22 protein-coding genes and 3 tRNA genes are annotated in these 25,078 nt (G+C 24.1%); 13 read left to right on the forward strand and 12 right to left on the reverse strand.

Annotated features, from left to right (window positions below; all coding sequences use genetic code 11):
• Positions 1 to 229 precede the first annotated feature (229 nt).
• Positions 230 to 898 carry a flagellar basal body P-ring formation chaperone FlgA gene (gene flgA, locus QZ401_RS01760; RefSeq protein WP_295164393.1) on the forward strand — a complete coding sequence of 223 codons (669 nt, stop codon included), beginning with the start codon at positions 230 to 232 and terminating at the stop codon, positions 896 to 898.
• A 54-nt stretch (positions 899 to 952) separates the two neighbouring features.
• Positions 953 to 1,369, forward strand: coding sequence for a flagellar export chaperone FlgN (gene flgN / locus QZ401_RS01765; protein WP_295164394.1), 417 nt, complete (start codon positions 953 to 955; stop codon positions 1,367 to 1,369).
• 10 nt (positions 1,370 to 1,379) lie between these two features.
• Here the strand turns inward: flgN and pyrC are convergent, their stop codons facing one another.
• Positions 1,380 to 2,429, reverse strand: coding sequence for a dihydroorotase (pyrC, locus tag QZ401_RS01770; protein WP_295164396.1), 1,050 nt, complete (start codon positions 2,427 to 2,429; stop codon positions 1,380 to 1,382).
• Positions 2,430 to 2,574: 145 nt separating this feature from the next.
• On the opposite strand from pyrC, the gene murJ reads away from it, so the two are divergent.
• Complete coding sequence (murJ, locus tag QZ401_RS01775) at positions 2,575 to 4,119, forward strand: murein biosynthesis integral membrane protein MurJ (RefSeq protein ID WP_295164398.1); 1,545 nt, start codon at positions 2,575 to 2,577, stop codon at positions 4,117 to 4,119.
• 149 nt (positions 4,120 to 4,268) lie between these two features.
• Positions 4,269 to 5,300 (forward strand): OmpA family protein, encoded by a 1,032-nt coding sequence (locus QZ401_RS01780; protein ID WP_295164400.1) that lies wholly within the window; start codon positions 4,269 to 4,271, stop codon positions 5,298 to 5,300.
• Between the two features lie 70 nt (positions 5,301 to 5,370).
• Here QZ401_RS01780 and QZ401_RS01785 read toward each other — a convergent pair.
• Positions 5,371 to 5,455, reverse strand: a tRNA-Ser gene (locus tag QZ401_RS01785).
• 163 nt (positions 5,456 to 5,618) lie between these two features.
• On the opposite strand from QZ401_RS01785, the gene QZ401_RS01790 reads away from it, so the two are divergent.
• A tRNA-Cys gene (locus QZ401_RS01790) sits at positions 5,619 to 5,689 on the forward strand.
• Positions 5,690 to 5,709: 20 nt separating this feature from the next.
• Positions 5,710 to 5,797: transfer RNA gene (locus QZ401_RS01795), tRNA-Leu, on the forward strand.
• Between the two features lie 5 nt (positions 5,798 to 5,802).
• Here the strand turns inward: QZ401_RS01795 and rsmC are convergent.
• A complete protein-coding gene (rsmC, locus tag QZ401_RS01800) occupies positions 5,803 to 6,822 on the reverse strand; it encodes a 16S rRNA (guanine(1207)-N(2))-methyltransferase RsmC (protein WP_295164401.1) in 1,020 nt (339 codons plus the stop codon).
• A 266-nt stretch (positions 6,823 to 7,088) separates the two neighbouring features.
• On the opposite strand from rsmC, the gene minC reads away from it, so the two are divergent.
• From minC to minE, 3 genes are read left to right on the forward strand one after another with little or no spacing between them, the layout of a single operon-like run.
• A complete protein-coding gene (gene minC / locus QZ401_RS01805; protein ID WP_295164402.1) occupies positions 7,089 to 7,817 on the forward strand; it encodes a septum site-determining protein MinC in 729 nt (242 codons plus the stop codon).
• A gap of 25 nt (positions 7,818 to 7,842) precedes the next feature.
• The gene (minD, locus tag QZ401_RS01810; RefSeq protein WP_295164404.1) at positions 7,843 to 8,655 is read left to right on the forward strand and encodes a septum site-determining protein MinD; all 813 of its coding nucleotides are present in this window, start codon (positions 7,843 to 7,845) and stop codon (positions 8,653 to 8,655) included.
• Positions 8,656 to 8,657: 2 nt separating this feature from the next.
• Positions 8,658 to 8,909 (forward strand): cell division topological specificity factor MinE, encoded by a 252-nt coding sequence (gene minE, locus QZ401_RS01815; RefSeq protein ID WP_295164407.1) that lies wholly within the window; start codon positions 8,658 to 8,660, stop codon positions 8,907 to 8,909.
• Between the two features lie 126 nt (positions 8,910 to 9,035).
• Here minE and tsaB read toward each other — a convergent pair whose 3' ends face one another.
• The 4 genes from tsaB to zwf form a co-directional block, all read right to left on the reverse strand.
• Entirely contained in the window at positions 9,036 to 9,701 is a 666-nt protein-coding gene (gene tsaB / locus QZ401_RS01820; protein WP_295164409.1) for a tRNA (adenosine(37)-N6)-threonylcarbamoyltransferase complex dimerization subunit type 1 TsaB, read from the reverse strand.
• A gap of 48 nt (positions 9,702 to 9,749) precedes the next feature.
• The gene (locus QZ401_RS01825) at positions 9,750 to 11,324 is read right to left on the reverse strand and encodes a TerC family protein (protein ID WP_295164413.1); all 1,575 of its coding nucleotides are present in this window, start codon (positions 11,322 to 11,324) and stop codon (positions 9,750 to 9,752) included.
• Positions 11,325 to 12,064: 740 nt separating this feature from the next.
• Positions 12,065 to 12,943, reverse strand: coding sequence for a protease HtpX (gene htpX, locus QZ401_RS01830; RefSeq protein ID WP_295164415.1), 879 nt, complete (start codon positions 12,941 to 12,943; stop codon positions 12,065 to 12,067).
• A gap of 197 nt (positions 12,944 to 13,140) precedes the next feature.
• Entirely contained in the window at positions 13,141 to 14,610 is a 1,470-nt protein-coding gene (gene zwf, locus QZ401_RS01835; RefSeq protein ID WP_295164417.1) for a glucose-6-phosphate dehydrogenase, read from the reverse strand.
• Between the two features lie 294 nt (positions 14,611 to 14,904).
• Here zwf and pyk point away from each other — a divergent pair, with 294 nt between their 5' ends.
• Positions 14,905 to 16,350 (forward strand): pyruvate kinase, encoded by a 1,446-nt coding sequence (gene pyk / locus QZ401_RS01840; RefSeq protein WP_295164419.1) that lies wholly within the window; start codon positions 14,905 to 14,907, stop codon positions 16,348 to 16,350.
• A 27-nt stretch (positions 16,351 to 16,377) separates the two neighbouring features.
• Here the strand turns inward: pyk and mepM are convergent, their stop codons facing one another.
• Together mepM and znuA are read right to left on the reverse strand one after the other, a co-directional pair.
• Complete coding sequence (gene mepM / locus QZ401_RS01845; protein WP_295164420.1) at positions 16,378 to 17,625, reverse strand: murein DD-endopeptidase MepM; 1,248 nt, start codon at positions 17,623 to 17,625, stop codon at positions 16,378 to 16,380.
• 10 nt (positions 17,626 to 17,635) lie between these two features.
• Positions 17,636 to 18,574, reverse strand: a complete 939-nt coding sequence (znuA, locus tag QZ401_RS01850) for a zinc ABC transporter substrate-binding protein ZnuA (RefSeq protein WP_295164421.1) — start codon at positions 18,572 to 18,574, stop codon at positions 17,636 to 17,638.
• A gap of 77 nt (positions 18,575 to 18,651) precedes the next feature.
• Between znuA and znuC the strand changes: the two genes are divergently transcribed.
• Positions 18,652 to 19,368, forward strand: coding sequence for a zinc ABC transporter ATP-binding protein ZnuC (znuC, locus tag QZ401_RS01855; RefSeq protein WP_295164423.1), 717 nt, complete (start codon positions 18,652 to 18,654; stop codon positions 19,366 to 19,368).
• Between the two features lie 21 nt (positions 19,369 to 19,389).
• Entirely contained in the window at positions 19,390 to 20,175 is a 786-nt protein-coding gene (gene znuB / locus QZ401_RS01860) for a zinc ABC transporter permease subunit ZnuB (RefSeq protein WP_295164424.1), read from the forward strand.
• A gap of 7 nt (positions 20,176 to 20,182) precedes the next feature.
• On the opposite strand, the gene aspS is transcribed toward znuB, so the two are convergent.
• The 3 genes from aspS to trxB form a co-directional block, all read right to left on the reverse strand.
• Complete coding sequence (gene aspS / locus QZ401_RS01865) at positions 20,183 to 21,937, reverse strand: aspartate--tRNA ligase (protein ID WP_295164426.1); 1,755 nt, start codon at positions 21,935 to 21,937, stop codon at positions 20,183 to 20,185.
• Positions 21,938 to 22,167: 230 nt separating this feature from the next.
• A complete protein-coding gene (gene infA, locus QZ401_RS01870; RefSeq protein WP_295164427.1) occupies positions 22,168 to 22,386 on the reverse strand; it encodes a translation initiation factor IF-1 in 219 nt (72 codons plus the stop codon).
• A 133-nt stretch (positions 22,387 to 22,519) separates the two neighbouring features.
• Positions 22,520 to 23,479, reverse strand: coding sequence for a thioredoxin-disulfide reductase (trxB, locus tag QZ401_RS01875; RefSeq protein ID WP_295164428.1), 960 nt, complete (start codon positions 23,477 to 23,479; stop codon positions 22,520 to 22,522).
• Positions 23,480 to 23,765: 286 nt separating this feature from the next.
• Here trxB and serS point away from each other — a divergent pair, with 286 nt between their 5' ends.
• Positions 23,766 to 25,049: a serine--tRNA ligase gene (gene serS, locus QZ401_RS01880; protein ID WP_295164429.1), complete on the forward strand. Its 1,284-nt coding sequence runs from the start codon at positions 23,766 to 23,768 to the stop codon at positions 25,047 to 25,049.
• Positions 25,050 to 25,078: the final 29 nt, after the last annotated feature.

Consider the following 25,078-nt stretch of genomic DNA (forward strand, 5'->3'; position numbering starts at 1 on the left):
AAAATATTTCCCAAATGTTAAATTATGTAGTATTAAATAAAATTTTTTATACAATTATAATATAATTATATTATATATTTTAAAAATGTTACCCTATTGAATAAATTTATATTATACATTTATTAGATATTTTGTATCAAGAAAAGAACCTTAAAAAATATAATATACTTATTAAACAGTCTTGGTAAGTTTAATATTAATTTATATTACTCGATAATTAAGGAAATAAATGAAACTAATAAAAATATTTTTTTGTTTATTCATATTTTTTTTATCTTTTAAGTCTTTTAAAGCTAATGCGTATAATTTAAGTGATCAATTAAACGATTTTTTTAAAAAAGAATATACTCTTAAAACAAAAAATATAAAAACAATAATACATACTCCACTAAAAAAAAAAATATTGTGTAAAAAACCTATTTTTTCATTGGTAAATAATAATCACAATTTTGGAATAGTTGATATTATTCTAATTTGTGGGGCTCAACATCAATATTTACAAGTTGAATTACAAGTAGAAGGAGAATATATTATAGCCAAGAAAAAAATACCTAGAGGCACAAGAATAAGAGATGGAGATTTAAAAAAAATGGTAGGACGTTTAGATACGTTACCTCGTAGTACATATCTTAATAAAAAAGATGTTATTAATAGAGTTAATTTACGTGATATTTTTCCTTTTCAACCTATTACTTCTTTTATGACTCGCCCCTATTGGTTAGTTAAAATCAATCAACAAGTTACTGTAAAAATGAAAGGGATTGATTTCGAAGTGGTTTTTTTAGGAAAAGCTTTAAGCAATGGGGTGAAAAAACAGAAGATACGCGTACAAATAAAAAATGGTAAAGTTTTAACCGGTATGATTGATAAAAATGGTGAAGTCATAGTTTTTTTATAAAAATCAAATAAAAAAATTATATATATAAATTTAAAGATAAGTATTGTAAAAAAAATGAAAGAATTAATTAATTTAGTTAAAGAGATGCAAGAAAATCTTGTTTCCCTAGAAAATTTAATGAACCAAGAACATGATCTTTTATCAAAATCTAAAACTAATATAGAAAAAATAGAGTTAATTATAGAAAAAAAAGAGTTTTTTTTAATGAAAATAGCATCTTTAAAAGAAAAAAAATTATTTCTTGAAAAGAAATATAGTATTTTCCCACCCTATTTTCAATTTAATGAATTAAATCAATGTTGGAGTGAAATTATTTCCAAATGTTGTTTGCTGAGGAAAAAAAATATAAAAAATAAAATGATTTTAAATCAAAAATTTTATTTAAATCAACATTTTTTAAATATTTTTCAAACATATAAATCAAATAAAAATAATACTATATATGATATTGATGGTAATTTAGAAAATTAAAAATTTATTTTTATTTTTCAATAGACCAATCTAATTTTTCTCCAGCTAAAAAAGGAATAATAAAGTTATTTCCAATATTAATTTTTTTTAAAATTTTATGAGGTTTTTTAACAAGTGTGATAGTTTCTTTATTAATTGGCATATTATAAAAATTAGGTCCATTTTCGGAACAAAAAGACTGTAAATGTTTTAACGAATTCATTTCTTCAAAAACGCTAACGTAACATAATAAGGAAGATGGAGCATTAAATATACCTGCACAACCAAAAATATTAATTTTATTTTTATGAAAGTGTGGGGCTGTATCACTTCCTAAAAAAAAATGTTTACTACCACTTGATATAGCAGTTCTCAAAGCTATTTGGTGTTTTTTTCTTTTTAAAATAGGTAAACAATAAAGATATGGTTGAATTCCATTAATAAACATATTATTTCTATTTAGCATTAAATGATGTGGTGTAATAGTACCAGCTAAATATATAGAATCAGATTCTTCAATGTAAGATACAGCTTCTTCTGTGGTAACATGTTCTAGTATTATTTTTAATTCTGGAAATTTCTTACGTAAGGGTTTTAATGTATTTTTAATAAATTTTGCTTCTCTATCATATATATCAATATTTGGATCTATTTCTTCTCCATGAATAAGCAATGGCATTTTTATTTTTTCCATAATCCTTAAAAGATGATAAATATCGTGAATATTTTTTACACCGTATTTTGAATTAGTTGTAGAATAGTTTGGATATAATTTTGCTCCTACAAATATTTTTTCAGAAAAACCTTTTTTTAATTCTTGAGGAGAAGTTTTTTCTGTTAAATAACAGACCATTAATGGTTGAAATTGAGTATTTGATTTCATAGAATTTAAAATTCTACGACGATAGGAAATTGATCTAAAACAATTTGTAATAGGTTGATCAAGATTAGGCATAATTATTGCACGTTGATAAAATTTTCCAGTATATTGAGAAACTTTTTTTAAAATTTCATTATCTCTTAAGTGAACATGCCAATCATCAGGTTTTATAATTGTGATTTTTTTTAAAAATTTAGACATTTTGTATTTAATTAATATAAAAAATAATTTAATATTAACATTTTTTTTATTAAAAATACCTTACAAGTAAAGATATTTATTTTTTAAAAATTAATTTTAAATCATAATTACAATATTTTAACCTCATAGGTTAGGTTAATTTCAAATGAATATTCTAAAATCTTTAATATCAGTAAGTGTAATGACATTAATATCACGTGCATTAGGTTTTTTTCGTGATCTTTTAATTGCTCATATGTTTGGAGCTTCTATGTTTACTGATGCTTTTTTTATAGCTTTTAAAATTCCTAATCTATTACGTCGAATTTTTGCTGAAGGTGCATTTGCTCAATCTTTTGTTCCTACTTTAATAAATTATAAATTAAAAAAAGATAAAGAGTATATACAAGAATTTATTAGGTCTATATGCGGTTTAATTATATTAATTTTAACTATTATTGTAATTTTAGGAATAATTTTTTCTGATTATCTTATTATCATTAGTGCTCCAGGATTTTCCGAATCACCTGAAAAATTAAAATTGTCTTGTACATTGTTAAGGATTATGTTTCCTTATATTTTATTTATTTCTTTGTCATCATTATGTTCATCTATTTTGAATAGCTATAATTATTTTTTTATTCCCTCTTTTTCTCCTAGTCTTTTAAATATTAGTATTATATTATTTCCATTTTTTTTTAATGCTTATTGTGAACCTTCTATCATTTCTTTGGCATGGTCTGTTATTATAGGTGGAATTTTTCAGCTATTTTATCAATTCCCATATTTGTATAAAATAAATATGTTAGTTTTTCCTAATATTAGTTTTAAAAATATTGGTATCTTAAAAGTTTTAAGAAAAATGGGACCTTCTATTTTAGGTTCTTGTGCTAATCAAATTTCTTTAATCTTGAATACTGTTTTTAGCTCTTTATTAAATTCTGGTTCAATATCTTGGATGTATTATGCTGATCGACTCATTGAGTTTCCAATAGGTATTATAGGGGTATCGTTGAGTACAATTTTATTTACATCTTTTTCTAGCAGTTATTCAAATAGCAATAAATCAGAATATAAAAAATTGCTTAATTGGGGAATTCGTTTTGGTTTAATTTTATCTTTACCTATTTCTGTTATATTATTTGTATTTTCAAAACCATTAGTTATTATTTTATTTCAATACGGAAAATTTACAGATTTTGATGTTTTAATGACGCAGAAAGCACTAGAATTATATTCTTTTGGATTGGTGTCTTTTATCTTGGTTAAGATTTTAGTTTCATCTTTTTATGCTCATCAAGAAGTAAATGTTCCAATGCGAATTTCAATTTTAACATTGTTTTTAACGCAATTAATGAATCCATGTTTAATTTTTTACTTTCAACATTCAGGTCTTGCTTTATCTTGTAGTATAGCTAGTTGGATAAACTTTTTTTTACTTTATCGAAAATTATATCAAAAAAAAATAGTTGATTTTAAATTTAATGATTTTATTTTTATTTGTCGTTTATTAATTGCAATATTAGTTATGACATTTTTTTTAATTTTTATGCTATATTTTATTCCTTCTTGGAAGGTTGGTTCATTTTTTGATAAAATAATGCGTTTATTTACTATTTTATTAATTTCTGGAATAGTATATTTAATTACTTTATACTTTTTAGGAATACGTTTGTTACATTATTCCCATAAGATATTTCAAAAAAATTAATTTTATACTAATAAAATTAATTTAAATATGTTATTTATAATAATGTATTATTTATAATATAATTCGATTTTATAAATCTTTTTCTATCAAATACGTAAAAAATTATATATATTTTTTATTATTTTCTAATTAAAAAAACGGAGTTTCAAATGAAAAAACAAGCTCTTACTATTATTTTTTTATTAGTAAGCTTAGTTACTGGTGTTGAAGCAAAAGAAAACGATGGTTGGTATTTAGGTACCAAAATGGGATGGTCTAATTTTAATATTCTTGAATATAAAAGTAAAGAAGTTACAAAGAATGATATAAAAGATAAGTCAGGTGCACCTGTTTTTGGATTGTTTTTAGGTTATAAATTTAATCCATATTTTTCTTTTGAAATAGAAAATGATACAACAGGATTTTCTCCTCACTTAATTCTTCAAAAAAATGCAAAAAATACACAACCTAACAGTATTCAACTTGCTACAAAATTCTCATATCCCATAACAGATGATTTTAATGTTTATACTCAATTAGGTGGAATGATGTTTTGGGACAATTTATCTTCTAAAGAAGATTTAAAAAATATCTTTACTAAAAAAAGTACATTGCTTCCTAATGTATCTTTAGGAGCTGAATATATTTTTAATGAAAAATTTATTACTAGATTAGATTATACTTGGAAAAGTAATGTTGAAAAAATAATGAATTTATCTATGAAACCTATCTTAGGAGACTTTGTTCTTTCTTTTGGATGGAAATTTGGAAAATCTCATATAAATGACATATTTTATTCGTATATTCCTGAATCATCAAATAAGCAATATGTTGCACTTAATGAAAATATTAATTTTCCCTTTAATAGTACAGAACTAAAACCTATATCTAATGACAAATTACAGCAATTAAACAATAAAATAAAAAATATTAAATCAAAAAATGTTTTTATTATGTTATCTGGCCATGCTGATAGAATAGGAAACAAAGAATATAATCAAAAATTATCTGAAGACCGTGCATATAGTATTAAAAATTATTTTACTTCACATGGTATTTCTCAAGATAAAATAACTATTCAAGGGATGGGAAATGAATTTCCTTTAACTAATCAGATATGTAAAGATATATCTAGTAGACCTTTATTAATTAGTTGTTTAGCACCTGATCGTCGTGTAGAAATTGAAGTTTTGTCTGATTAGTAAAATATTTAAATATAAAAATATTTTTTAGGGAGATGTTGTTTAATTTTAGTCTGTATTTTTATTTTTTCGGAGAGAGAGAGATTCGAACTCTCGGATGATTTCTCATCGGCGGTTTTCAAGACCGCTGCCTTAAACCACTCGGCCACCTCTCCAAATAAAAAATGAATTAAAAAAAATATATAAAATACTTTCTAATAGTAGAACATTATATGACTTAATGTAAAGATATTTTTTTATTTTTACAATTTAAATATTTTATTAATAAAATTTTGTTTGTAATTTTGTTTTTTTTTTTCTATAATGTATTTAAATAAAGGCGTGTTGACAGATTGGCTATGTAGCGGATTGCAAATCCGTATAACCCGGTTCGATTCCGGGATACGCCTATAAACAATTTCAAAAAAAAGCCCGGATGGTGAAATTGGTAGACACAAGGGACTTAAAATCCCTCGGCTTTTAAAGCTTTGCGGGTTCAAGTCCCGCTCCGGGTACCAAAAAATTAAAATCTTTTTTTTAAAAAAGCTTGATATACTTTATATTTATTATTTTTTTTCATTATAAAAAAATCGGAAAAAACTTCTTTTAAGTAAAAATCATAACTAAAACATTGATTTGTAACAAATCTTAATTCTCCATTTTTTTTTAAGTATTTTATAGAATCAAATATTATTTTTTTTGTTATATTAAAATTCGTTTTTAGATCATTATGAAAAGGTGGATTAGAAATAATCATGTCAAATTTATTAAAAACATTTGAATAAATATCACTTGATAAAATTTCTCCCTTAAAAAAATTTGCATCAAGAGTAGCTTGACTTGATATTAATGCAGATATCTTTCTATCTATCATTGTTAAAAGACAATTAGGTGATTTTCTTAATAAAGATACTGATAAAAACCCCGATCCACATCCAACATCTAATATTTTTCCATTAATTTTTTTAGAAAAAGTAGATGCAAGAAGTTTGCTACCTTCGTCTATTTTTTTATGACCAAAAACGCCCGGTAGGGATTTTATAATTAAATTTTTCCAAATATGTGTGTTAAAAAATTTTTCTAATACAAATTTTTTTTTGTTAATCAGAATACCCGACATTAAAATAGAATGATTTGCATTATCTACTTTATTTAATTTAATCCATTCTTCTAATATTAACTTTGCACTTTTTACTCCACTTGAATTTCCTCCTACAATAAAAATTTCACTTTTAATAGGAAAATAGGATAGTATATTAAATAATTGAAATTTTGCTTCAGATTTGTTTTTAGGCCAAAAATAAATTAATGTATTATAGTCTTTAACGGTAGCTTGCGAAACTAATAATTGACGATAAAAAGTAATATTTTTGTTATCATCTGTTTTTTTTAAAATTTGATTCTTTTGAAGATGTATTTTAGTTTTTATAGTTAATAAATGTATAGGTAATTGATCTTCTATATTACCTGAAAAAAAAACTTTTTTATTTTTAAAAATTTTTTGATGACGTAGTATAAGTTTGCTATTTTTAGAAAATATCAATATTTGTTCTCTTTAAATTGTAAAGTTTTAATAAATTCAAAATAAATAAATTTAAACTATAGCGTTCTTTTATAAAATTATAAATTGATTTAATTTTATTTTAGTCAAGGTATTTTTCACTTTTAACAATTTTAAAAAAAATAGAAATTGTTATCATATAACATTTATATTATAATTTAATCAAACTTATTATTTTTTAATTTTTTAATATAAAAATATAATTTATATTTCATGTGCATATAATTAAATATTATTGAGCAATATATATGCAAAAAATGCCTATTGAACTGAAAGGTAGCAATTTTACATTATTAGTACTATATTTAAACACTAATAATATAGATTTAATCAATAAATCGCTATATAAAAAAATTCAAGAATATCCTCAATTCTTTAAAAATGCCCCTATTATTGTTAATGTATCAAATTTGCTAAGTCAAGTAAATTGGAAAAAAATACAGGAAGTTATTATTGCACATGGTTTTTATATTGTAGGCGTAAGTGGATGTAAAGATAATTATTTTAAAAAAATTATTATTGAATCAGGATTGCCTGTTTTATTAGAAGCTAAAAAAACTAATATGAATCAAGATTTAAATTCTTTTTATAATACTTGTAATTTAAAGAAAATAAAAAACGAACAGCGAGAACGAGTTAAAAAAATAGAAAAAACTCACGTTATAAATACACCTGTTCGTTCAGGACAAAAAATCTATGCTAAATATTCTGATTTAGTAGTAATAAATAATGTAAGTGCTGGAGCAGAATTAGTTGCTGATGGTAATATTCATATTTACGGTTCAGTTCGAGGAAGAGTACTTGCTGGTGCTAACGGAGATATAACAAGTAAAATATTTTGTACCACATTATTTGCTGAATTGATATCAGTATCAGGTCAATATTGGTTATCAGATCAAATACCATCACATTTTGTTGGAAAATCAGCCCAAATTTACTTAAAAAATAAATTTTTAACTATTAATTCTCTCAGTTAAGTCTGTTTTTTTAGGAAATTTTTATATGACACGGATTATTGTAGTTACTTCAGGGAAAGGAGGTGTAGGTAAAACCACTTCAAGTGCTGCTATTGCAACTGGTTTAGCACAAAAAGGGAAAAAAACAGTTGTTATAGATTTTGATATAGGATTAAGAAATTTAGATTTAATAATGGGATGTGAACGTAGAGTAGTATATGATTTTATTAATGTTATTCAAGGTGATGCTAAAATTCAGCAAGCTTTGATTAAAGATAAAAAAACAAATAATTTATTTATTTTACCAGCATCACAAACTAGAGATAAGGAATCATTAACGTATTCAGGAGTAGAAAAAGTTTTAAATCAACTGATAAAAATGGAATTTGATTTTATCATTTGTGATTCACCTGCAGGAATTGAAACTGGTGCTATTTTGGCGATATATTTTTCAGATGAAGCTATTGTGACTACTAATCCAGAGGTGTCTTCAGTTCGAGATTCTGATAGAATCTTAGGCATTATATCATCTAAATCAAGAAGATCTGAACAAAATATAACTCCTATAAAGGAATATCTTTTATTAACACGTTATAATCCGACACGTGTTAAAAAAGGAGAAATGTTAAGCATGAAAGATGTTTTAGAAATATTGCGTATACCAATTATTGGTGTAATTCCAGAAGATGCTTCTGTTTTACGAGCATCTAATCAAGGTGAATCTATTATTTTAGATCAAAATTCTAATGCAGGAAATGCTTATTTTGATACAGTTAATCGATTATTAGGAGAAAAACATAAGTTCCGTTTTATTGAAGAAGAAAAAAAAAGTTTTTTACGACGTTTATTCGGGAGATAGGTATGGCTTTATTAGATTTTTTTTTATCCCGGAACAAAAACACAGCTCATGTTGCAAAAGAAAGATTACAAATAATTGTTGCAGAACAAAGAAAATTTAAAAATGAACCAGATTACTTACCACAGTTAAAACGCGAAATACTTTCTGTAATTTGTAAATATGTAAATATAGATCCTCATATGGTTACAATACAGTTAGAACAAAAAAATGAAGATATTTCTGTATTAGAATTAAATATTATTTTACCTGATTAAGTTTTTAAAATAATTAATAAAAGATATTATTAAATTTATATAAAACATTTTATCAAATTAAATATATGATCAATACTGAATTATATTTAATACTTCAGTATTGATTTTTTTGATTTTCAAATAATTTTAAAATAAATTATCTAAATAATTGTTATTTATTTTAGTAAAATGTAAAAACTCTTGGTTTTTAATTTTCAATAAACAAAACGGAATAATATCTTTTGCATTAGGATATAAAACTTCTTTTTTTTCTAATTTTAAAGAATTTTTCCATTTAATTTTTTCCCATCCATCACCAACTAATATCCAATTTTTTTGAAATTTTTTTATTTTATCTTCTATTTCATTTGTTTTAATTAAAGATTCTGTTTCTTCTCCTGTCCATAATAAAGCACTATTTCTAATATATACGCCCCAATATAATTGGTTTATTTTTGCATTCATTGCTACTAATATTTTCTTTTTTTTGTATTTTCTCCATGCTTTTTCAGCCAAAATGGATAAAGTTGAAACACCAAATATAGGTATTTTTAAACTTAAAGATAAACTTTGTGCAACTCCTATTGAAATACGTATTCCAGTAAATTTTCCTGGTCCTTTTGAAAAAGCTACATAATTTAAATCTTTTAGTGTAATCTTTGCATTTATTAATACCTTTTTAATCATTGGTAATATTTTTATAGTGTGTTCTTTTTTACAGTTTTCTGATAATGAATAAATCATTTTTTTTTTGTATATAGCAACTGAACAACAATCAATAGAAGTATCAATGGCTAAAATTATATCAGACATATTTTGCTCAAAATAAATTTAATAACAAATTTTGTTTTAAATAAAAAATTACCGAGAAAACTCTTTTTTTATATCTTGATTCCTAGTTATTCTAACTAAATCAATACGATATTCTGTAGCTTTAACAATATGAAAAGAAAAAGAATTAATATAAATTGTTTCTCCTGGAAGCGGTAATTGACCTTTTTGAGAAATTAATAACCCCCCTAAAGAAGCACAGTCGTCTTCTTTAATTAGTTCTTTAATATTGAGTAATTGTTGTAAAGAATGCAAATCTGTTTCTCCTTTAACTAACCAACTATTTTGTTCTTTTATAATATCTGGAGTTTCATCTGCATCTGGAAATTCGCCTGCTATAGCCTCTAAAACATCTAAAGGTGTAATTAATCCTTGAACGACACCGAATTCGTTACTTACAATTACAAAACTACCTTGAGCTCGACGCAGTACTCCAAGTAAATTTATAGGATCAAGAGTATCTGGTATTATAATAGGTGGTATTTGAGAAGCAAATTTGTAAACATCTATATTTTTTTCAATGGCAACTAATAGTTCTTTAGCTCGCACAATACCTATAATTTCATCTAGTTCACCTTTGCAAACAGGAAATAAGCTATGAGGTGTGTCTAATAATTGTAATCGAATTTCATCGATTGTTTTTTCCGTATTTACCCAAGATATATTACTTCGTGGAGTCATAATACTTTTAATAGATCGACCAGCTAAAGTGAGAACTCCATTAATCATATATTTTTCTTCATCTTTAAAAGATTCTGTTTCTAAGGAAGATGAAAGTACTATTTCTTCTTTATTATCAATTTTTATTCTTTTTTTATTTTTGTTTTTTTCTCTTATCATTAAGCGTAAAATTGCTTCAGCTGCTCTTTGTCTCATAGGTTTTCTAGATTGATTTTTCATAAAATTATGACGAGCAATTTGATTAAAAATCTCGATCAAAATAGAAAAACCTATTGCTGCATATAAATAGCCCTTTGGAATATAAAATTTTAGCGCTTCTGCAACCAAACTAAAACCAATCATTAATAAAAAACTAAGACATAGTACCACTACAGTTTGGTGAATATTAATAAAGTTTGTCAATGCTTTTGACGCTAATAACATTAATATTGTAGCTAGTATAACTGCTATCATCATAATTAATAATTGATTTACCATTCCAACTGCTGTAATTATCGCATCTAAGGAAAAAACAGCATCTAATACAACTATTTGAATTACTACAGCCCAAAAACTAGCATAATTTTTGTTTTCTGCATTTTCGTGTTCTTCATTTTCTAGTCTTTCATGTAATTCAATTGTGGCTTTAAATAAAAGAAACAAGCCGCCAATAAGTAATATCAAATCGCGTATTGACAAAGAAAAAAAATTATTACTAATAATAGGAGAATTAAGTGTTACTACCCAAGATATCAATGATAATAATGCTAATCGCATAATCAAAGCTAGTCCTAAACCAATTAAACGTGCTTTATCTCTTTGATTAGGAGGTAATTTTTCTGATAAAATTGCTACAAATATTAAATTATCAATCCCTAATACTACTTCTAAAATAACTAACGTTAACAAGCCAGCCCAGATTGACGGGTCTAAAAAAAACTCCATCAGAAAAACTCCGTAAAAAAAATAGGACAGCCCAATATTTAATATATCTAAACATCTAAGATATAATATAATTTAAGATTATATAATATTTTATTATATCAAGAAAATTAAAAAATAGTTGAGATAAAATATGGACCATATCTGATTAAATAGATTATGCGAGACTTAATTTATATGAAGTTAGAAGTTATTGTGTTTAGTTAAGTTGTAGAGAAGTAAAGATTTTATTTTAAATTTGATAAATATTTATTAATAACTTTTTTTGTTTCAAAAAAAATATTTTTTTTAAATAGAAATAAATTTTTAGTAAAAAATATTTTTTTATGCACAAATTATGTTATTTATTAGTAATTTTTTTTATTTAATTATTAATTTTTTTTTGATTTTCTTTTAAAATTTTTTCTCAAACTTAAACATTATACGAAGAAATTTATTTTTAACTGCTATTTTTTCTGATTTTTATAAATTTTAAAATTTAGTTTGATTTGTTTTCTTAATAAAATTCATTAATTTTAAAATTATCTATTGTATAAAATAGGAAAATAAATGTTAATGATTTTTATAAGATATGAATTTAAGAATTTTAAGAAAAGTTTTATTAATATTTTATTGTAAACATTTTTGTATTAAAAAACAAGTTTAAATAATTATTTGAAACTATAGCTTTTAGAAATTTTATCTCTTAATAGAAAAATGTTCTACTAAGAGAGATGATATTTTTAAATTTTTGATATGTACTACTACATATATTTTTTATTATTTAAAGCCTGTATTCTTTTTTCTAAAGAAGGATGAGAGGCAAATAATTCTATAAATGAATTAGATTTTCCATTAATGCAAAACGCAATTATACTATTTGATTCTTGAGGTTCATGACTTGATTTTAAACGATTTAAAGCAGAAATCATTTTTTCTCGACCAACTAATTTTGCTGAACTTGCATCAGCATAAAATTCTCGATGTCTCGAAAACCACATAGTAATAATACTTGCAAGCACACCAAAAATTATTTCTAAAAACGTAGAAATTAAAAAAAATAAAAATGAATCTTTTCCATCTTCATTATCTTCATTGCGATTACTTGATAATAAACTGCTTAATGCTTGAGAAAGAATACGAGATATAAAAATGACAAAGGTATTGACAACACCTTGTACTAAAGTCATCGTAATCATATCACCATTTGAAATATGACTAATTTCATGAGCAATTACTGCTTCTGCCTCATTACGTGTCATATTTTCTAATAGTCCTGTTGAAATGGCAATTAACGCTGAATTACGACGAGCACCTGTAGCAAATGCATTAATATCAGCAGCTTCATATATCGCTATTTGTGGCATAATAATATTTTTTTTTATAGATTGTTGACGAATTGTATCGATTAACCAACGTTCTGTTTCATTACTGGGATGATTAATAACTTTACCGTTTACAGAACGTAGTGCAATCCATTTAGACATTATAAGTGATAAAATAGATCCGCTAAAACCAAATAGACTGGACATAATCAACAAACCATAAATACTTTCGGACTGAATTCCTGTTAAAGCAAGAATTAGACTGAATGTTGACATAACTGCTAAATTAGTTAATAAGAAAAGAATAATACGTATCATAAGATATTATCTTCCTCAATTTAGATAAAATAGTTTTAATTAAAAAATAATTTAATTAAAGAAAATGTAAAAATATTTTTTTAAAAATTTAAATTAACAATGTTGATTTTTAAAAAAAAGGTATTAAAAAATATTTTTTTTAAGCTAACATAATTTTCTTAATTAAGTCAAGATAGATAAATTATTTAGAGTTGATTTTAATTAAACGTTTCCCAAAATCGACCATCTCGCATAATAAGTGAGTCTGAATTTTTTGGCCCCCATGTACCAGATTTGTATAACTGTACAGTACTTGTCGTTGTTTTTTTCCAAGCATTTATTATTGGATCAATCCATTTCCATGCTTCTTCTACTTCATCTCGACATACAAATAATGATTGTATTCCTCTCATACTTTCAAATAATAGTCTTTCATATGCGTCAACAAAATTTTTAGTATTATTTGGATATTTACATTCCATTTTATCACTTTTTAATTCATATTCTTTATTAAGTCCTGGTACTTTATTTAAAAATTCTATTTTAATACCTTCATTAGGTTCTAGACGTATAATTAATTTGTTAGGTGATAAATTTTCATTAAATTTTTGAAATAAGTTTTTAGACATTTTTTTAAAGACAATAACTATTTCAGAATATTTAGATGCTAAACGTTTACCTGTTCTTAAATAAAATGGAACTCCAAACCATCGATCATTATCGATATCAACTCTAATTGAAATAAATGTTTCTGTTTTACTATCTTTGTTTGCTCCATTCTCTTCTGTATAAGCAGGTACTGTCTTACCATTTATAATACCAGATGTATATTGACCTCGTGCAGTTTTAACATTTATTTCATTTAAATCAATTTTTTTAAGAGAACGAAGTATTTTTAATTTTTCTTGTCTTATATCTTCAGGTGTAATGTTTTTTGGTTGATCCATAGAAACAATTGTAAGAATTTGTAGAAGATGATTTTGTACCATATCTCGTGTTTGTCCCATTTGATCAAAATAATTCCATCTATTTTCAATACCAACTTCTTCAGATACAGTGATTTGAATATGATCAATAATTTTATTGTTCCAACTATGAAAAAAAAATGAATTCGAGAAACGTAATGCGAGAAGATTTAATATCGATTCTTTGCCAAGATAATGATCAATTCGAAAGATTTGTGATTCTAAAAAATATTTAGAAATTTGTTTATTAATTTTTTTCGATGTTTCTAAAGATACTCCTAATGGTTTTTCTATTATTATTCTTGATGGTAAAGAATTTAAATTTACTTTTCCTAATCCTTTAAAAATAGCATTAAATGTATTTGGAGGAACTGCACAGTAATATATAAAAATATTTTTTTTTGCATTTAATATTTTTTTTAATTCTAAAAAATAAAGATCTTTAAATACATCAATGTTAAAAAAATTTAAACGTGCACTTAATTTTTTCCAAATATTTTGATCAACTTTTTCATTTAAAAAATTTTTTATTGCTTTTTTTACTACCTTTATGTAGTCTTCTGTATTCCAATCAGCACGACCTGCACCAATTATACGTGTATCTGGATGTATTTTTTGAGATTTTTCTAATTTGTATAAAGCTGGTAATAATTTTCTTCTTGCTAAATCTCCTTTTGTTCCAAAAATAACTAGATCGCAAGCTTGATTGGTTTCTGTAATCATAATTTTCTCTTCAAATTTTAATTTTGAAAATATTTATATGTTAAAATATATATTATTTAAAATAACATTTTTAATGTTAAAATATTTTTTAACAAAACTATTTTTATTAATTTTACTAAATAAACAAAAAAATATAAATGAATATTTCACATACTTATTTGGGTTTTTTTAATTTTATTAAAAATGTATTATTAAATTTCTCATTCTTTTATATTTTCATTAATTTTTTAAAATTTAAAACTGTATAATAAAATTTAAAACTATATATTTTAATAAAAATTAAGAGGTTTTTTTATGTTAAATCGTGTTAGAAGAACTAAAATCGTAGCAACTTTAGGACCGTCTACAGATAAAGAAAATAATCTCGAAAAGATTATTCTATCTGGAGCAAATGTTCTTCGTTTAAACTTTTCTCATGGCTCATCTGATGAACATAAACAAAGAGCACAAAAAGCAAGAGAAATAATGTTCAAATTAAATTGTCATATTGCTTTATTAGGTGATTTACAAGGACCGAAGATTAGAATTTCTAAATTTAAAAAAAATAATATTTTTTTAAAAGTTAATGATACTTTTATATTAGATGCAAATTTAAATGAACAAAATGGAAATAATGAAAGAGTGGGAGTTGATTATAAAAAACTACCAGATGATTTAAATGTAAACGATATTTTGCTGTTGGATGACGGAAAAATACAATTAAAAGTAACAAAAATCAATAAATTTGAAATATTTACAAAAGTTGTTATAGGTGGTGTTCTTTCAAACAACAAGGGTATTAATAAATTAGGTGGTGGTTTATCAGCAGATGCATTAACAGAAAAAGATAAAAAAGATATAATTCTTGCTGCTGAAATTGATATAGATTATTTAGCTGTATCTTTTCCTCGGTGTGCCAATGATTTAATAAAAGCTAAAGAGTTATTAAAAAAATCTGGTAGTGATGCCAAAATTATAGCTAAAATAGAAAGAGCTGAAGCAGTATTTGATCAAAATTCTATAGAAAGTATAATATTGTCTTCAGATGCAATTATGATTGCTAGAGGCGATTTAGGTGTTGAAATTGGTGATGCTGAATTAGTAGGTATGCAAAAAAAACTCATTAGAACTGCTAGAAAATTAAATAAAGTGGCAATTACAGCAACGCAAATGATGGAATCAATGATTTTAAATCCATCACCTACTCGAGCAGAAGTTATGGACGTGGCAAATGCTGTGTTAGATGGTAGCGATGCAGTCATGCTTTCTGCAGAAACTGCATCTGGTAAATATCCATCTGAAACTGTTATAAGTATGGCTAAGGTATGTGAAGGTGCAGAAAAAGTTCCTAGTATTAATGTTTCTAGACACCGTCTTGATGTAGAATTTCAAAACGTTGAAGAAGCAATCGCTATGTCGTCAATGTATGCAGCTAATCATTTAAAGGGAATTACAGCAATTATTACTATGACTGAATCTGGAAAAACGGCATTAATGACTTCTAGAATTACTTCCGGACTACCTATTTTTGCTTTATCAAAACATAAAAAAACTTTAAATCTAACTGCTCTTTATAGAGGCGTTATTCCTGTTTATTTTGATAGTGAAAACGATGGTGTTAAAGCTGCTAATGAAGCTATAATTCTTTTATGTAAAAAAAAATTTTTATTTAATAACGATTTAGTTATTGTCACTCAAGGTGATATAATGGGGAAAATAGGTAAAACTAATACTAGTAGAATTTTAAGAGTTATATATTAAAAATATTTTTTTTTGCATAAAAATAAATTATTTTAATTTTAATAATATTTTTTTAGATTCTTTTAAATACTTCATTCTCTCGCTGTTTGTCAAGGGTTCTGAAAAAATACATTTTGCTTTTATAGGATTTATCGCACGATTTTTAATCCAAATTTCATAATGTAAATGTGGACCGGTAGTACGACCAGTATTACCCGATAAGGCTATTTTTTGACCTTTTTTAACTCTTTGACCTACTTTAACTAGAATTTTTTTAAGATGCATATATCTAGTTGTATAATAATTTTTATTTTTTAAAGAAATGTAAAAACCTGCAACTTTGTTAAATTGTGCTTTTATAATTTTACCATTACTAGTAGCAATTACAGGAGTTCCTTGAGGCATAGCTAAATCTATCCCTAAATGACGACTAATGCGGTGTGTAACTGGATTAAGACGATGTAAATTGAATGGAGAAGATATGCGATATTTTTTTAAAAATGAAAAATTTATAAGTTTTTTTGATTCGTTAAAACCGTTAATATCATAGAATTTTCCATTAAATGCTTTTATTGCAAAATATTCTTTATCTAAGTTATTTAACTTTACACCTAATAATACTTTTTTATTTTTTGTTTTTTTATTCAAAAAAATTAAATCAAATTTACTACCAGTATTTAATTTATGAAAATTAATTTGCCATTCTATTGCTTTAATAACATTATTTATTTCAAATTGATTTAATCCTGATTGATAAGCACTTTTAAAAAAATTAGAGTTTTTTTTAATATAAATACTTTTTTTTTCTAAAATAGAATCAGATATATATTTGATATATTTAAATTCATTTTTATATTTTTTGTATATTTTTTTCTTAAAATTAGAAATATACCATTTTAATTTTATTAAATTACCTAATTTGTCTACTTTCCAATAAATTTTTTGTCCAATTTTTATATTATTTAAATTTTTATCTATTTTTATTAATTTTAGTATATCATTTATTTTTACTCCTGATTTTTTTAATAAAAAACTAATATTATCTCCATGAGAGATAATATTTTTGTATGTCGTATAATTTTTTAAACATTCTTTATTTTTTTTTAATTTTCTAAATTCTTTTTTTTGCTCCAAATTTTTTTGATTTAAAAAAGATGTTTTTTTATTTATTAAAAGACTACAACTTGATAGGGATGTGAAAATTATTATAACGATAATATTTATTAAAATTTTAATAATTTTATAAAAAAAATCTTCATGAAAAGATAGAAAAATTATTTTATAGATTTGCTGCACTTTTTTTTCCTTAAACATGTTTTAAGCAGCTAATGTATTGATTAGACAATTTCACAAGAAAATTTACATAGCTATTTTGTACTAATGGAATAGCTATACCAAAAAGATCAAGATTCTTTTTTTTAATATTTATTCCCCGTGTTATAACATCAACAACATTTGAATTAAGATGTGGTTCTGTAAAAATACATCTTGCTTTTTTTTTTAATAGTTGATTTTTAATTTCATATAAATATTTAGCTCCTGTTTGTATTCCAGGATATCTTGTAAATCTTCCCAATGGATATAGTCCATAAAATTTTTCAAAATATTTACAAGCATTATGAAAAGTAAAATATTTTCTTTCTTTAATAGATGATATATTTTTTTTTATATCTTTATTGGTTTTTGATAAACATGATTTAAAATGTTTTAAATTTTTATCTATAATATTTTTTTTTTGAGGAATTAACTTTAATAACATATCATGTATAACTGTTGCTGATTCTAATGCAATTTGAGGTGATAACCATATATGCATGTCATATGATATAGTATTAATTTCTTTTTTATTTTGTAAAGTATTTTTTTGTTTTTTTTTATTTTTTTCAAAATCTGAATTATGTGTTAAAAGAAACTTGATTCTTTTTACTTCGCTTAATACAATAGTTTTTTTTTTAAAGTAATTTATCGCTTTTTTTAAAAAAAAAGGTTCTATCTGATCTCCTATTAAAATTATAAAATCAGAATGTTTTATTTTAACTAGATCTAATGGACGCAAATAGTAATTTTGTACTGTTGCTCCATCTGGTAAAATCACTTCTACCTTGGTCACGTTGTGTGCAATTGCTGCTGCAATAAAACCTAATGGTTTAAATATAGTTAATATAGAAGCATAAGAATTACTTGGTATTAATATAAATAATATTCCTAATATAGAAAAAAAATTTTTCTTTTTATTTTTTAACATAATATTTATGTTCATCTTAAAAAAAATATTTTATAATAATTAATCTGCCACATATTCTAAAATAGAATTTATTTAATATGTTAGAATTAATTGTTTTAAAAAATATTTATGTGAGTTTCTCCAATCGTTCTATTCTTTCTAATATATCATTTTCTTTAATTCCTAATCGTATTGTCACTTTAATAGGACCTAATGGAGCTGGAAAATCTACTTTAATACGTGTTATGTTAGGATTAATACAACCTGATTTAGGAAATATTATTCGATCTCCTAACATATCTATTGGATATGTACCTCAGAAATTACATCTTAATAACTTATTACCTATTACAGTAGAAAGATTTATGAGATTATCAAAAAGGAAAAAAAACGTAAATATATTAAAAATACTAAAACGTGTAAAAGCAGAATCACTTCAGTATTCTCCATTACAAAAATTATCTGGCGGAGAAATGCAACGTATTCTTTTAGCTAGAGCATTATTAAATAATCCGAATTTACTTGTTTTAGATGAGCCTATACAGGGAGTTGATATAATGGGGCAACTCGATTTGTATGAATTAATTAATCAAATTCGATCTGAAATTCAATGCTCAATTTTAATAGTTTCTCATGATTTAAACTTTGTTATGGCCAAAACAGATTATGTAATTTGTTTAAATAAACATATTTGCTGTTCTGGTACTCCGAAAAAAGTTTCTAAAAATTTAGAATTTATTTCTATATTTGGTTTAAAACGTATAAAAGAATTAGCAATTTATCAACATAATCATGATCATGTACATCAATATTAAAATTATAGAGTATTTTTTATTATGTTTGAATTAATTTATCCAGGATTATTGGCTGGTATTTTATTATCTTTTTCAACAGGACCTCTAGGATCATTTATTATTTGGCGTCGTATATCATCTTTTGGTGATACACTTTCTCATTCTTCTATACTTGGCTTAGCTATATCTATACTATTTGAAATTGATTCTTTCTATACAGTATTATTTTTTATGATTTTTCTTGCCATTGTATTAGCATGGATTGAAAAATTATTATCAGTTTCATTAGAAACAATATTGAGTATAATATCTCATAGTTCATTATCCTTAGGAATGATTTTTATAAGTTTGATGTCTACTTCTCGTCATATAGATCTCGGTAACTACTTATTTGGTGATTTATTAATTGTAACAGTATTTGACTTATTTATTATTGCTTTAGGAAGTTTGATTGTTTTAACTATTTTGTTTTTCCGTTGGAATTCTATTTTGTTATTAACAATTAATGAAGAATTAGCTCAAATAGATGGTGTTAATATTTTTTATGCACGTTTAACTTTAATGTTAACTACTGCTTTATCTATTTCTATTGCTATTAAATTTGTCGGAGTACTGTTAACAACTTCATTATTGATTATTCCTCCTGCAACTGCACAACTTTTTTCTGACTCTCCAGAAAAAATGATTTTTTTCTCAATATTAATAAGTATTATTTCAGTTACAGGTGGGATGTTTTTATCTTTTTTTTATAATACTCCAACTAGTCCATCTATCGTTTTTTTTTCTTCTTGTATTTATTTTTTAAGTAATATAAAAAAAATTATGTAAAATTTTTTTATTTTTCAATAATATCTATACCTAATTCATTTAAAGTAGATTTTTTTGATTCACTAGGAGAATTAGTCATTAAACAACTGGCTGAAGTTGTTTTTGGGAAAGCGATTACATCTTTAATGTTATTAGTCTTTGTTAAAAGCATGACTATTCTATCTAATCCTAAAGCTATTCCTGCATGAGGAGGCGCCCCATATTTTAATGCTTCTATCAAGAATCCAAATTTTTCTTTTTGAGTTTTTTTTTCTATTCCAATGATGTCAAATATTTTTTTTTGTATTTTAGTATCATGGATACGTACTGAACCACCACCGATTTCATAACCATTAATTACTAAATCATAACTATCAGAAATAGCAAGATGCGGATTTTTTTCAAGTTTCTTTTGATTATTTTTTTTTAAGGCCGTAAATGGATGATGATTAGAAGAGATTTTTCCATCAGAACCTTGTTTAAACATAGGAAAATCTACGACCCAAACGGGTTTCCAAACATTTTTTTTAAAAAATATAAAATCATTTCCTAATTTTATACGTAGCATTCCAAGAGATCTATTTACTATTCTTTCTTCATCAGCAATTAAAAACAAAATATCTCCATTTTTTGCATTTGTTTTTTTTAAAATGTTTTTTAGTGTAGTTTCATCTAAAATATTTTTTATTGAACTTTGAATGTCTTGAAATCCATTTTCAATTTTATTTATTTTTATATAAAACAATTTTTTTGAACCAAATTTTTTTACATAATTAGAATATTCATCAATTTTTTTTCGACTTATTTTGTTACCTTGACAAAAACACAATAACGCTATTCTATTTTTTTTTTCTAAATTAATTTTAAAAAATGATAAAAATTTTTCTTTAATAAAAAGGTCGGAAACATCAATGATTTCCATTGGATTTCTTAAATCAGGTTTATCTGATCCATAACGTTGCATGGCATCGAAAAAAGAAATTTTAGGAAATTTATTTAAATGATAGTTAACAATTTTAAGCCAAATTTTTTTTATTAATTTTTCCACGAAGTTTCTAATTTTAGTAGAACTTACGAAAGAAGCTTCAATATCAATTTGTGTAAATTCTGGTTGTCGATCTGAACGTAAATCTTCATCACGAAAACACTTAACTATTTGATAGTATTTATCAATACCAGAAATCATCAACAATTGTTTAAACAATTGTGGTGATTGAGGTAATGCATAAAATTTTCCTGGATAATTTCTACTGGGTACTAAATAATCCCGAGCACCTTCTGGTGTAGATTTTGTCAGAAAAGGTGTCTCAATATCTAAAAAGTTTTTCTTTGTCATAAAAATTCTTATTAAATAAGTGATTTTATTTCTTATTTTAAGATTTTCTAATAACTGAGAACGACGGAGATCTAAATAACGATATTTTAATCGTATATCGTCATTACTATTCTTTGAATAATCTAATGGCAGTGTTTTTGAAATATTAAAAATTTTTATTTTATTTACTAATATTTCTATTTCTCCAGTATCTAAATTTTTATTTTTAGTATTTCTTTTTTGAACAATTCCTATAATTTTAATACAAGATTCGTTCTTTAAATTTACAGCTTGTTTAAAAACTGTATTATTTTTTCGTTCAAAAACAAGTTGAACAATACCTGTCCAATCTCTCATATCAATAAAAATAAATTGACTAAAATTTCTTATTTTATGTACCCAACCACATAGAATTATTGATTTATGTAAATCAATTATTCTAATATTTCCACAATATTTAGTACGCATAAATTCTCTTCAAGATTTTCTTAATTTTCAAAAATTTCTGTTTTATCTATAAGTAGAGTTTTTTTATTTTAAAATATAATTAAAGATTTTTAAAATAAAAAAATTGTCTTGAAATATTTTTTTTGGGAGTTATTTAAGAAATAAAGTAGATTGTTAAATTTTATTTAAGTGATTTTTTTATATTAATTAATATTTAATTTTCAATTGAATTTAAAAAAGAAACAAAATATTTAACGGCTTCTAAAAATAATCCTTCCCTTTGTTAAATCATAGGGTGTTAGCTCAACAGTAACTTTATCTCCTGTTAATATTCTAATGTAATTTTTTCTCATTTTTCCTGAAATATGTGCTGTAATGACATGTTTATTTTCTAATTCAACACGAAACATTGTATTTGGTAATGTATCAATAACAATTCCTTGCATTTCAATGTTATCTTCTTTAGTCATTTTTTTCTCTATATTATGTTTAATATGTTTACTTTTAAAAAAGTACTAATATATTTAGTATTTTTTCATTATATCTGATACTAGTCATTTTGACTAGTATGTTTTTGTTATTCTCTGGAGTAAAAATAAGAGATTAAGATAATGAATTAAGATAACGTTCGCTATCTAATGCAGCCATACATCCACTAGAAGATGATGTGATAGCTTGTCTATATACGTGATCAATTACATCACCTGCTGCAAATATACCGGGTATACTTGTTTGTGTATAGTTTCCATGTATTCCTTTGTTTACTTTAATGTATCCATTTTCCATTTCTAATTGATCAGTAAATAAATCTGTATTTGGTGTATACCCAATTGCAACAAACAATCCAGAAATTATAATTTTTATTTCTTTATTTTCTTTTAAATCTTTATGTTGAATTAGTAAGTGAGTAACACCTTGACTATTGCCTAAAATTTCTTTTATATTTGAGTTTAAATACAAGATGACTTTTTTATTTTTTACCATTTTTAATAATCGATTAATTAGAATTTTTTCAGCTTTAAAATTATTTCTACGATGAATTAAATGAACTTTTTTTACAAAATTTGATAAATATAATGTTTCTTCTATAGCTGTGTTTCCACCTCCTACTACTGCAACTTCTTGATTTTTATAAAAAAATCCATCACATACGGCACAAGTAGAAACACCTTTTCCTTTAAATTCATTTTCTGAATTTAATCCTAAGTAACGTGGGTTTGCGCCTGTAGCGATAATAACCGTATCACATGTATATTTATTATGTTCTCCTAGTAAAAAAAATGGTTTTTTTTTAAATTCTACTGAAACAATATTGTCATATATAATTTCTGTATTAAATTTTACTGCATGTTTATGCATTCGATCCATTAGTTCAGGACCAGTAATTTTTTTGAAATCGCCTGGCCAATTTTCGATTTCATTAGTATTCATTAATTGACCACCTTTATTAATTCCAGTAATTAATAGAGGATTTAAATTAGCTCTAGAGCTATATATAGCAGCAGTGTATCCTGCTGGTCCTGAACCTAAAATTATTATTTTTTTGTGATTGATTAATTCCATATTGTATTTCCCTTAAATATTTTTAAAATAAAATGTATTAAAACATCACTTAAGATATAAATTTATTAAAAATATTTTTTTATAAAAAAATATATTAATATAATCTATTAGGATTAAAAGATTTTAACAATAATTATTATTTATCTTATAATTCATAATCTGGTTATATTATATATATAAACTTTATTTTTGCATTTTTAATACATTAAATATCTTTTGTATTCTTTAAAAGATAAGTAGAATTTTTTTTTAACTTTAATTTTCAATTAAAAAGACTTAAAAAACTATGTTAAATCCTTATTTATTACGAAATCAAATACATGTTATAGCAAAAAAATTATTAAAAAAAAATTTTGAATTAGATATATCACTCATATCTTCTCTGGAAGAAAAACGAAAAAAATTACAGATTAAAACAGAAAATTTACAATGCCAGCACAATATCTTATCAGGGTTATTTAAAAAAGAAAAAAATTTTCAAGAAGTAGACAAAAATTTAAAAAAACAACTTGTAGAATCAAGTAAAAATTTATCTATATTAAAAATTAAGCTCAATCTATTACAAGAAAAAATTCATAATTTTTCTATATCTATACCTAATATTCCTTCTGATGATGTTCCAAAAGGAAATTCATCAAAAAATAATAAAATAGTAAAATATTGGGGCAAAAAAAAAGAATACAATTTTATAGTTCGAGATCATGTAGAAATAGGAAATAAACTAAATCAATTAGATTGGAAATCTTCTGCAAAAATATCAGGTTCACGATTTGTTGTGATGAAGGGAAAAATTGCTCTTTTACATCGTGCATTAAGTCAATTTATGTTAGATTTACATACTATAAAACATGGTTATATAGAAACTTATGTCCCTTATTTAGTTAATCATGATTCACTATATGGCACGGGACAATTACCAAAATTTAGTGATGATTTATTTCATATAAATTCTATTAATAATAAAAAATATATATTAATTCCCACAGCTGAAGTGCCGTTAACTAATTTATTTTGTAACCAAATATTAGATGAAAAAAAATTACCTATTATGTTAACTGCTCATACCCCCTGTTTTAGATCTGAAGCTTCTTCTTACGGACGTGATAGTAAGGGATTAATTCGATTACATCAATTCGATAAAGTAGAATTGGTTCAAATTGTACAACCGGAATCATCTATGAATGCCTTGGAGTTATTAACCAATCATGCAGAAAAAGTTTTACAGCTTTTAGAATTACCATATAGAAAAGTTCTTTTATGTGGGGGAGAAATGGGTTTTTCTGCAGCTAAAACATATGATTTAGAAGTATGGTTTCCTTCTCAGAAAAAATACAGAGAAATTTCTTCTTGTTCTAATATGAGTGATTTTCAAGCTCGTCGTATGAAAACACGTTATAGAAAAAATACCGAAAAAAACAATAATTTTGTTCATACATTAAATGGTTCAGGTTTGGCAGTTGGTAGAACATTGGCTGCTATATTAGAAAATTATCAACATGGCGACGGTCGAGTAGAAATTCCAAGAATTTTACAAAAAAAATATATGAAGGGTATAGAATATATAAATTAATTAGATACATCAAAAAATGATTATTGGTG

Source organism: uncultured Buchnera sp., from assembly GCF_913776765.1.
Lineage (GTDB): Bacteria > Pseudomonadota > Gammaproteobacteria > Enterobacterales > Enterobacteriaceae > Buchnera > Buchnera aphidicola_AO.

Excerpts from the sequence above, each read along its gene's own strand:
- minE (WP_295164407.1), top strand. The coding sequence starts at position 8,658 with ATGGCTTTATTAGATTTTTTTTTATCCCGGAACAAAAACACAGCTCAT.
- pyk (WP_295164419.1), top strand. The coding sequence starts at position 14,905 with ATGTTAAATCGTGTTAGAAGAACTAAAATCGTAGCAACTTTAGGACCG.
- aspS (WP_295164426.1), bottom strand. The coding sequence starts at position 21,937 with ATGCGTACTAAATATTGTGGAAATATTAGAATAATTGATTTACATAAA.
- serS (WP_295164429.1), top strand. The coding sequence starts at position 23,766 with ATGTTAAATCCTTATTTATTACGAAATCAAATACATGTTATAGCAAAA.
- htpX (WP_295164415.1), bottom strand. The coding sequence starts at position 12,943 with ATGATACGTATTATTCTTTTCTTATTAACTAATTTAGCAGTTATGTCA.
- QZ401_RS01780 (WP_295164400.1), top strand. The coding sequence starts at position 4,269 with ATGAAAAAACAAGCTCTTACTATTATTTTTTTATTAGTAAGCTTAGTT.
- flgA (WP_295164393.1), top strand. The coding sequence starts at position 230 with ATGAAACTAATAAAAATATTTTTTTGTTTATTCATATTTTTTTTATCT.
- minD (WP_295164404.1), top strand. The coding sequence starts at position 7,843 with ATGACACGGATTATTGTAGTTACTTCAGGGAAAGGAGGTGTAGGTAAA.
- flgN (WP_295164394.1), top strand. The coding sequence starts at position 953 with ATGAAAGAATTAATTAATTTAGTTAAAGAGATGCAAGAAAATCTTGTT.
- zwf (WP_295164417.1), bottom strand. The coding sequence starts at position 14,610 with ATGATTACAGAAACCAATCAAGCTTGCGATCTAGTTATTTTTGGAACA.
- murJ (WP_295164398.1), top strand. The coding sequence starts at position 2,575 with ATGAATATTCTAAAATCTTTAATATCAGTAAGTGTAATGACATTAATA.
- minC (WP_295164402.1), top strand. The coding sequence starts at position 7,089 with ATGCAAAAAATGCCTATTGAACTGAAAGGTAGCAATTTTACATTATTA.
- znuC (WP_295164423.1), top strand. The coding sequence starts at position 18,652 with ATGTTAGAATTAATTGTTTTAAAAAATATTTATGTGAGTTTCTCCAAT.
- znuB (WP_295164424.1), top strand. The coding sequence starts at position 19,390 with ATGTTTGAATTAATTTATCCAGGATTATTGGCTGGTATTTTATTATCT.
- infA (WP_295164427.1), bottom strand. The coding sequence starts at position 22,386 with ATGACTAAAGAAGATAACATTGAAATGCAAGGAATTGTTATTGATACA.
- znuA (WP_295164421.1), bottom strand. The coding sequence starts at position 18,574 with ATGTTAAAAAATAAAAAGAAAAATTTTTTTTCTATATTAGGAATATTA.
- trxB (WP_295164428.1), bottom strand. The coding sequence starts at position 23,479 with ATGGAATTAATCAATCACAAAAAAATAATAATTTTAGGTTCAGGACCA.
- tsaB (WP_295164409.1), bottom strand. The coding sequence starts at position 9,701 with ATGTCTGATATAATTTTAGCCATTGATACTTCTATTGATTGTTGTTCA.
- pyrC (WP_295164396.1), bottom strand. The coding sequence starts at position 2,429 with ATGTCTAAATTTTTAAAAAAAATCACAATTATAAAACCTGATGATTGG.
- QZ401_RS01825 (WP_295164413.1), bottom strand. The coding sequence starts at position 11,324 with ATGGAGTTTTTTTTAGACCCGTCAATCTGGGCTGGCTTGTTAACGTTA.